The 6,663-nt window shown below is 71.0% G+C and carries 5 protein-coding genes; all 5 read right to left on the bottom strand.

Features of this window, described 5'->3' with window-relative positions:
• Positions 1-74: 74 nt before the first annotated feature.
• The 5 genes from UWG_RS0127545 to UWG_RS0127525 are packed head-to-tail and all read right to left on the bottom strand — an operon-like array spanning position 75 to position 6,540.
• Complete coding sequence (locus UWG_RS0127545) at positions 75-1,349, bottom strand: hypothetical protein (protein WP_016910421.1); 1,275 nt, start codon at positions 1,347-1,349, stop codon at positions 75-77.
• A 28-nt stretch (positions 1,350-1,377) separates the two neighbouring features.
• Positions 1,378-2,793: an ATP-binding protein gene (locus UWG_RS0127540; protein WP_016910420.1), complete on the bottom strand. Its 1,416-nt coding sequence runs from the start codon at positions 2,791-2,793 to the stop codon at positions 1,378-1,380.
• A 14-nt stretch (positions 2,794-2,807) separates the two neighbouring features.
• Entirely contained in the window at positions 2,808-4,316 is a 1,509-nt protein-coding gene (locus UWG_RS0127535; protein WP_420235650.1) for an SCO6880 family protein, read from the bottom strand.
• 51 nt (positions 4,317-4,367) lie between these two features.
• Entirely contained in the window at positions 4,368-5,687 is a 1,320-nt protein-coding gene (locus UWG_RS0127530) for a hypothetical protein (protein ID WP_016910418.1), read from the bottom strand.
• Entirely contained in the window at positions 5,677-6,540 is an 864-nt protein-coding gene (locus tag UWG_RS0127525) for a DUF8175 domain-containg protein (protein WP_016910417.1), read from the bottom strand. The genes UWG_RS0127530 and UWG_RS0127525 overlap by 11 nt, the downstream gene beginning before the upstream one ends.
• Between the last annotated feature and the right edge of the window lie 123 nt (positions 6,541-6,663).

Below are 6,663 nucleotides of genomic sequence, written 5' to 3'. Positions count from 1 at the left end.
GGAGTGTGAGGGGAAATTTCCCCCCGCACCCCCTCCCCACCTTTTTTGTGGCCGTTTCGTAGAGCCCCGTTCAGTCAGGCGAGGTCCAGGCCCGGGAGGGGGAGGACCGTGGTGAGTGGTGGGTCGAGCCGGCCGGGGGATGACCGTGCGGCCATGCGGCGGCCGTGCTCGACCACGCACTGGGTGAGGGCGTTGAGAAGCGGCATCGTCTGCGGCTCGTTGCCCACTACGTAGAGCGTGCCCAGTTCGTCGAGGAAGGATTCCAGCGCGATGCGGTCGGCTCTGCGGGCCGTGCAGGAGTCGCGGACGTGGAGGCGGTCGAGGGGCGAGAGGGCGGCGCGGACCAACTCCGTTGCGTCCTGGCGCAGTCGCGGATGGCCGGTGAGGAGGGATTCCAGCTCTCCGGCGGTGCCCGGTGCTGCCTTCGGGTGGGTGCGGAGGGTCTGGACCGGTTCGGTGGCGGGGGTTCTGGCCTGGGCCCAGCGGTGTACCTCGCGGAAAGGGCGCTCGTCGAGGGCTGCTGCCTGGAGCCAGCACCGCAGAAGGGTTTCGGCCGCGGTGTGCGTCGTCGCGTCGATGGGGCGCGGGGAGCGGAGCGGGGCCAGTAGGGCCGCTGCGCGTGAGGTTGCCGCGGCGCGGTCGGCGCAGCCGTGGTGCGGGGACCAGCGGAGCCGGTCGGGGGTGTCGCACAGGTGGGTCGGGTCGAAGAGGTGGACGGGGCCGATTTTTGCCCGGGCGTCCTTGGTGCCGGCCCACAGGGTGGGGTCGTCCGTTGCGACGAGGACGGCGCCCGGGGCCTCCAGGATGCGGAGTCGTGCGTCGTCCGAAGGGTCCGCCGCCTCGGAGGCGGCCGGTGGTTGCTTCGTGAGGGACGGGACGGCTGTCGGGGCTTCGGGCTCGGTGTCGGGCTGCGGGGAGTCCGGCGACTGCTGGATTTCGGTGAGGTGTTGCTTGCGCGCGCGGTGGGCGGCGCGTGCTGCTCGCGCGCGGGCGACGGTCCCCAGTGCGAAGACCGTGAAGACCGTGAGGACGAGGAAGTGGCCTATGAAGATGCCCCAGAAGAGCCCGTAGCCCGAGAGCTGGGAGGGCGGGGTGTCGGGCCAGGCGCCTGCGAGGTCGTGGGGCTCCGTGACGAGTTCGCGCAGGGCCAGCGGTGTGCGGCCGAAGGTGACGCCATCCGGCCAGGCACCGTGCGAGAGGAGGCCGGAGATGCCCGTCGCCGTCCAGGTGAAGAGGGTGAGGCCCAAGAGGAAGGCGAGGACGGCGAGGAGGAGGCCGTCCGGGACGCCGCCTTGACGGCTTTGTGCGGGCTGGGGTCTGCGCGGCTCCGGGCCGGTCTCGTGCGGCATCGGCGTCCCGTGGTGGTGAGGGGGTTGGTCAGGCGACGGTGTGGTTGCGTGTCGAGCGTTCGATCGCCAGGGCGCGGGCCTCGGCCTCGGCCTCCAGGTCGGCTTCGAGCTCGCCCTGGAGGGTGTCGGGGGCCTTGGCGGATTCGGTCATGGCGCGGTCGGTGAAGACGAGGGGGCGTTCGGCCTCCGTCACGAGGTGTTTGACGACCTGGACGTTGCCGTTGACGTCCCAGACCGCGATGCCGGGGGAGAGCGTGGGGATGATCTCCACGGCCCAGCGGGGGAGACCGAGGACCTTGCCTGTGGCGCGGGCCTCGTCGGCCTTCTGGGCGTAGATGGTGCGGGTGGAGGCCATCTTGAGGATGGCGGTCGCCTCCCTGGACGCGGCGCCGTCCATCACGTCGGAGAGGTGGTGGACGACGGCGACGAACGAGAGGCCGAGGCGGCGTCCGAACTTCAGCAGGCGCTGGAAGAGTTGGGCGACGAACGGGCTGTTGATGATGTGCCACGCCTCTTCGACGAGGAAGATCCGCTTCATCCGGTCGGGGCGAATCCAGGTGTGCTCCAGCCAGACGCCGAGGATCGCCATGAGGATCGGCATCGCGATGGAGTTGCGGTCGATGTGGGAGAGGTCGAAGACGATGAGCGGGGCGTCGAGGTCGATGCCGACCGTGGTCGGGCCGTCGAACATGCCGCGGAGGTCGCCGTCGACGAGGCGGTCGAGGACGAGGGCGACGTCGAGGCCCCACTCGCGTACGTCGTCGAGAGCGACGTTCATCGCTTCCGCGGCTTCGGGCTTCGGGTGGCGGAGCTGCTCGACGATGTCGGTGAGGACGGGCTGGCGCGCGGCCGTGGTGGCGTTGACGTACGCGTGCGCGACCTTGAGGGCGAAGCCCGAGCGCTCGTCGAGGCTGTGGCCGAGTGCGACTTCGATGATGGTGCGGAGCAGGGCGAGTTGGCCCGTCGTGGTGATCGCCGGGTCGAGGGGGTTGAGGCGGATGCCCTGGTTGAGTGCGTTGGTGGGGTCGAGACGGATCGGGGTGATGCCCATCTGCTCGGCGATGAGGTTCCATTCGCCGACGCCGTCCTCGCCCTGCGCGTCGAGGACGACCACCTGGCGGTCCCGGAAGCGGAGTTGGCGGAGTACGTACGTCTTCTCCAGCGCGGACTTGCCGTTGCCCGACTCGCCGAGCACGAGCCAGTGCGGGGCGGGGAGTTGCTGGCCGTAGAGCTGGAAGGGGTCGTAGATGTAGCCCTTTCCGCTGTAGACCTCGCGGCCGATGATGACGCCCGAGTCGCCGAGCCCGGGGGCCGCCGTCGGGAGGTAGACGGCCTGGGCCTGGCCCGTCGAGGTGCGGGCGGGAAGGCGGGTCGTCTCCGTCTTGCCGAAGAGGAAGCTGGTGAACGCCTCGGTGAGGGCGTTGAGGGGATCGAGCGCGGTCATGGTGGGCTACTCCCTCAGCGGCGGATGCCGGTCGCGAACGGCAGGGTGTTGACGAACGCCCTGTGGTGCTCCCGGTCGCACCACTCCAGCTTCAGGTAACTCTTCCCCGCCGAGGCCCGTATCGTGCGCTTGTCCCGGGAGAGCGCGTCAGGGGTGCGGGAGGAGACCGTGATCCAGCCGACGAGGTTGACCCCGGCGGCTCCCGAGGCGAGGTCGTCCCCGCGCTGGTCGATGCGGCCGTGGGCTGCGATGTCGCGCGGGTCGACGGTGCGGTTCATCTTCGCCGAACGGCTCGCCTCCGCCTCGTCGTTGGTCTTCTCGGTGAGCATCCGCTCGATCGCCACCTCCGTCGGCTCCAGGTCCATCGCCACCGCGACCGTGCGGATCACGTCGGGGGTGTGGACGAGGAGCGGGGCGAGGAAGTTGACGCCGACGGGGGTCATCGGCCACTCCTTCACCCACGCCGTGGCGTGGCACCAGGGCTCGCGGGTGCTCGACTCGCGGGTCTTGGCCTGGAGGTACGTCGGCTCCAGCGCGTCGAGCTCGGCCGGCCAGGCGTTCCGCTTCGACATCGCCTGGATGTGGTCGATCGGGTGGTCGGGGTCGTACATGGAGTGGATCAGCGAGGAGAGCCGGGCCTGGCCGAGGGGCTGGCGTACGCGGATGTCGGCCTCGGCCAACCGGGCGCAGATGTCGGTGAGTTCGCGGGCCATGATGATGGCGAGGCCCTCGTCCCTGGAGACCTTGCGGCCCGCGCCGCGCCGTGCGGCCTTCGCTATCGTCGCGCCCTCGGCGGCGAGTTCGCGGCCGTAGTGCATGCAGGCGACGAGGTAGGCGCGGTGCTGTTCGCTCGACGTCGACACCATGGACTGCAGGTGGTCGTAGGACTTGCGCAGCCACTCGTCGGCGCGCTCGTCGCCGCGCTGCTCGACGTCCTTGGCGTGCGCGTCCGGGTCGGCGGGGAGGGTGCGGGCGAGCATCTGGAGGCGGGAGACGTATCCGTCGCCGTTGGCGACGTGCTTCAGCAGGGTGCCGAAGCGGTCGACGAGCGCCTCCTGGTCCTCGCTGTCGCGCAGGCCGACGCCGGGGCCCTCGATCTCTATCGCCGCGGTGACGGTGCGGCGGTCGGCGTGGAGGAGAACGGCGAGCTCGTCGGGGCCGAACGGTGCCGAGAGCCAGTTGATGCGCCCGACGCCGGGCGGCGGGCCGACCTCGACCTCGCGGCCGTCGAGCGAGGTGCCCGCCTCGGCGGCGCCCGAGCGGTACGTCGTGCCGTTGCGCCGCAGTCTGCGGAACGAGCGGTTGATCTCGTACCACTTGTAGACGGTGCGGCCCTTGTACGGAACGTAGACCGCGGCGAGCGCAAGGATCGGGAACCCGACGAGGGCCGGGATGCGCAGCGAGAGGACGGGGATGATCAGGCCGCTCATCATGCCGAGGAAGGCACCGGCGACGATCAGCGCGATCTCGCCCGTCTCGCGGTTCTTGCCGATGATCGCGTTGGGCCTGGCCCGGCCGATCATGTAGGTGCGCCGCGGAGTGGCGACGGGGGTGGACGGGGTGGTCAACGAGGGTCACCTCTCTCCGGGGCTGTTGCTGCGTGCGGTACGGGAGTTGTCCGGGGGCGGGGCCGCGCGGCGGGGCGGCTCCTTGCGCGGCGGTTCGGGCGGTGCGCCGCCGCGGCTGCCGTGTGCGGCGACGCCGCCCGAGACGGGGTTCGACGGTTTCGCCGGGGCCGCCTCGCCGCCGCCGCTCGCGGGCGCGGCGCCGCCTCCGCCTCCGCCGCCCCTGCCCCCGTGGGTATTGATGCCCTGGCGGACGAGGGACGCGGGGGACGAGACGATCGCGGCGCCGGCGCGGGAGGCCGGGTCGCTGCTGGCGTTCCGCTGGTTGACGATCTCGTCGCCGAAGCCGGGCACGAAGCGGTAGATCATGGCGCTCGCGAAGATCGCCAGCAGGATGATGGCGAGTCCGGAGACGATCGCGGAGAAGGAGTCGGGCCCCTCGGACCCCGAGAGCGCCCCGGCGAGGCCGAGGACGATCACGATCACCGGCTTCACCAGGATCACCGCGATCATGATCCCGGCCCAGCGCCGTACGTGGCCCCAGAGGTTCTTGTCGACGAGCCCGGCGTAGACGGCGGTGCCCAGCAGCGCGCCCACGTACAACAGGGCGGCGCGGATGACGAGTTCGAGGTAGAGGACCCCCGCGGCGAGCACGGAGATCAGCGAGACGACGATCAGCATGATCGGGCCGCCGCCGATGTTCTCGCCCTTCTCCAGCGCCTTGGAGAAGGTGCCGAAGAACTGGTCGGTCTTGTCCGTGGTGCCGCTGGCGATGACGTCGGTGACCGCGTCCGTCGCCGAGACGACCGTGTAGAGGATCAGCGGGGTGAAGGCCGAGGCGATCACTGTCAGCCAGAGGAACCCGATCGCCTCGGAGAGCGCCTGGGTGAGCGGTACCCCGCGCACCGCCCGCTTCGCCACGGCGAGGAGCCACAGGGTGAGGGTGAGGACCGTCGAGGCGGCGAAGACGACGGCGTACTGGCGGAGGAACTCGGGGTTGGTGAAGTCCACCTTGGTGGTGTCGTTGACCAGGTCCGAGAGCTTGTCGACGGTCCACGCCGCGGCCTTGGCGCAGCCCTTGGCGAGGGAGGTGAGCGGGTCGAGGGTGGAGAGCGGGCTCTCCGGATCGCTCGGGCCGCTGCCCGGAGAGCCCCCGGAGCCGCCGTTGCCGTCGCCGGATTCGCAGTAGTCCCGCGCGGGGCCCGGAACCGACGCGCAGGGGTCGTCGTCGGGCGCGGCCGCGGCCTTGCCAGCGAACGCGGCAGCGAGTGCCTGGAGGGGGACGAGGAGCCCGGCGACGGCGGCGAGCCGCAGGCGGCTAGCGGGCATAGGTGAAACCTCCGAAGCCGTCGACGGCCCCCGCGATCTCCTCGGCGCCCGAAGCGGTGCTGTCACCGCTCACCGGCGCGGGACCGGCCTTCTGGGCCTGCGCGGTCGCCTTCCAATCCCCGTTGTTCCAGGCGAGTTTCATCGTGAGGGTGAACCAGCTGTCGGTCACGGGCTTCTTCGACCCCTCGCCCGCCAGGCCGAGGAGGCCGGAGCACCAGACCTGGACCGTCGCGCCGGAGTCGCTGTAGTCGACGGTCTTGGTGCCGACAGGGGTGGTACGCGAGACGAAGGCGTACCCCTCGGGCGCCGAACCGTCCTTGTCGAGACCGACCTTCTTGAGGAACGAAGCGGAGTAGGTCTCGTCCAGCTCGCTGCGGAACCGCTCGACCGCCTTCGGCGCGATGACCGCGTCGAGGACCTCGTTGCGCTTGTCGGCGTCGAACATCTCCGCGCCCCCCAGCGCCACCGCGTAGTTTGCAGCCGCGCTCTGCGCCCCTTGTTCCGTCCGCGGGAACCCGGAGGGGATGGTGCCCTCCTCGGTGTCGACGGGCTTCTTCCCGGTGGGCGCCGTCGGTCGGGCGGCTCCGCCCTTGCCGTCGGCGGCTTCCTCGCCGGAGCCTTCGGGGCTGCCGGAGCCGCCGCGGTTGGCGAAGGCGATCGCGGCGATGAGGAGGACGACGACGCCGACGACGGTGACGAGGCTGCGGCCGGGGCGTGCGGGCTGTCTGGTGACGCGTTCGCCGTCGGGGAGGCGTGTCCTCGTGGTGAGGCGGCCCGAGGCGTCGCGACCGTGTGCCGGCCCGTCCTCGCCGGTGTGGTCGCGCTCGCCGTAGCCGCCGTCGCCGATGCTCATGTCGGGCGTGCCCCCTCGACCTGTGCCGCTCAACTGTCGTTCAAGCGTGGTGATGTGCCGTCAACTGCCGTCCCCCGCATTGTCCCCTCACCCGACGTTAGCTGTGCCACCGCGCGGATGTGC

This window comes from Streptomyces xiaopingdaonensis, from assembly GCF_000262345.1.
GTDB lineage: Bacteria > Actinomycetota > Actinomycetes > Streptomycetales > Streptomycetaceae > Streptomyces > Streptomyces xiaopingdaonensis.
Note: the sequence above shows the minus strand (reverse complement) of the source record. Positions and strands in the feature narration are given on the sequence as shown.

Excerpts from the sequence above, each read along its gene's own strand:
- UWG_RS0127525 (WP_016910417.1), bottom strand. The coding sequence starts at position 6,540 with ATGAGCATCGGCGACGGCGGCTACGGCGAGCGCGACCACACCGGCGAG.
- UWG_RS0127540 (WP_016910420.1), bottom strand. The coding sequence starts at position 2,793 with ATGACCGCGCTCGATCCCCTCAACGCCCTCACCGAGGCGTTCACCAGC.
- UWG_RS0127530 (WP_016910418.1), bottom strand. The coding sequence starts at position 5,687 with ATGCCCGCTAGCCGCCTGCGGCTCGCCGCCGTCGCCGGGCTCCTCGTC.
- UWG_RS0127545 (WP_016910421.1), bottom strand. The coding sequence starts at position 1,349 with ATGCCGCACGAGACCGGCCCGGAGCCGCGCAGACCCCAGCCCGCACAA.
- UWG_RS0127535 (WP_420235650.1), bottom strand. The coding sequence starts at position 4,316 with ATGATCGGCCGGGCCAGGCCCAACGCGATCATCGGCAAGAACCGCGAG.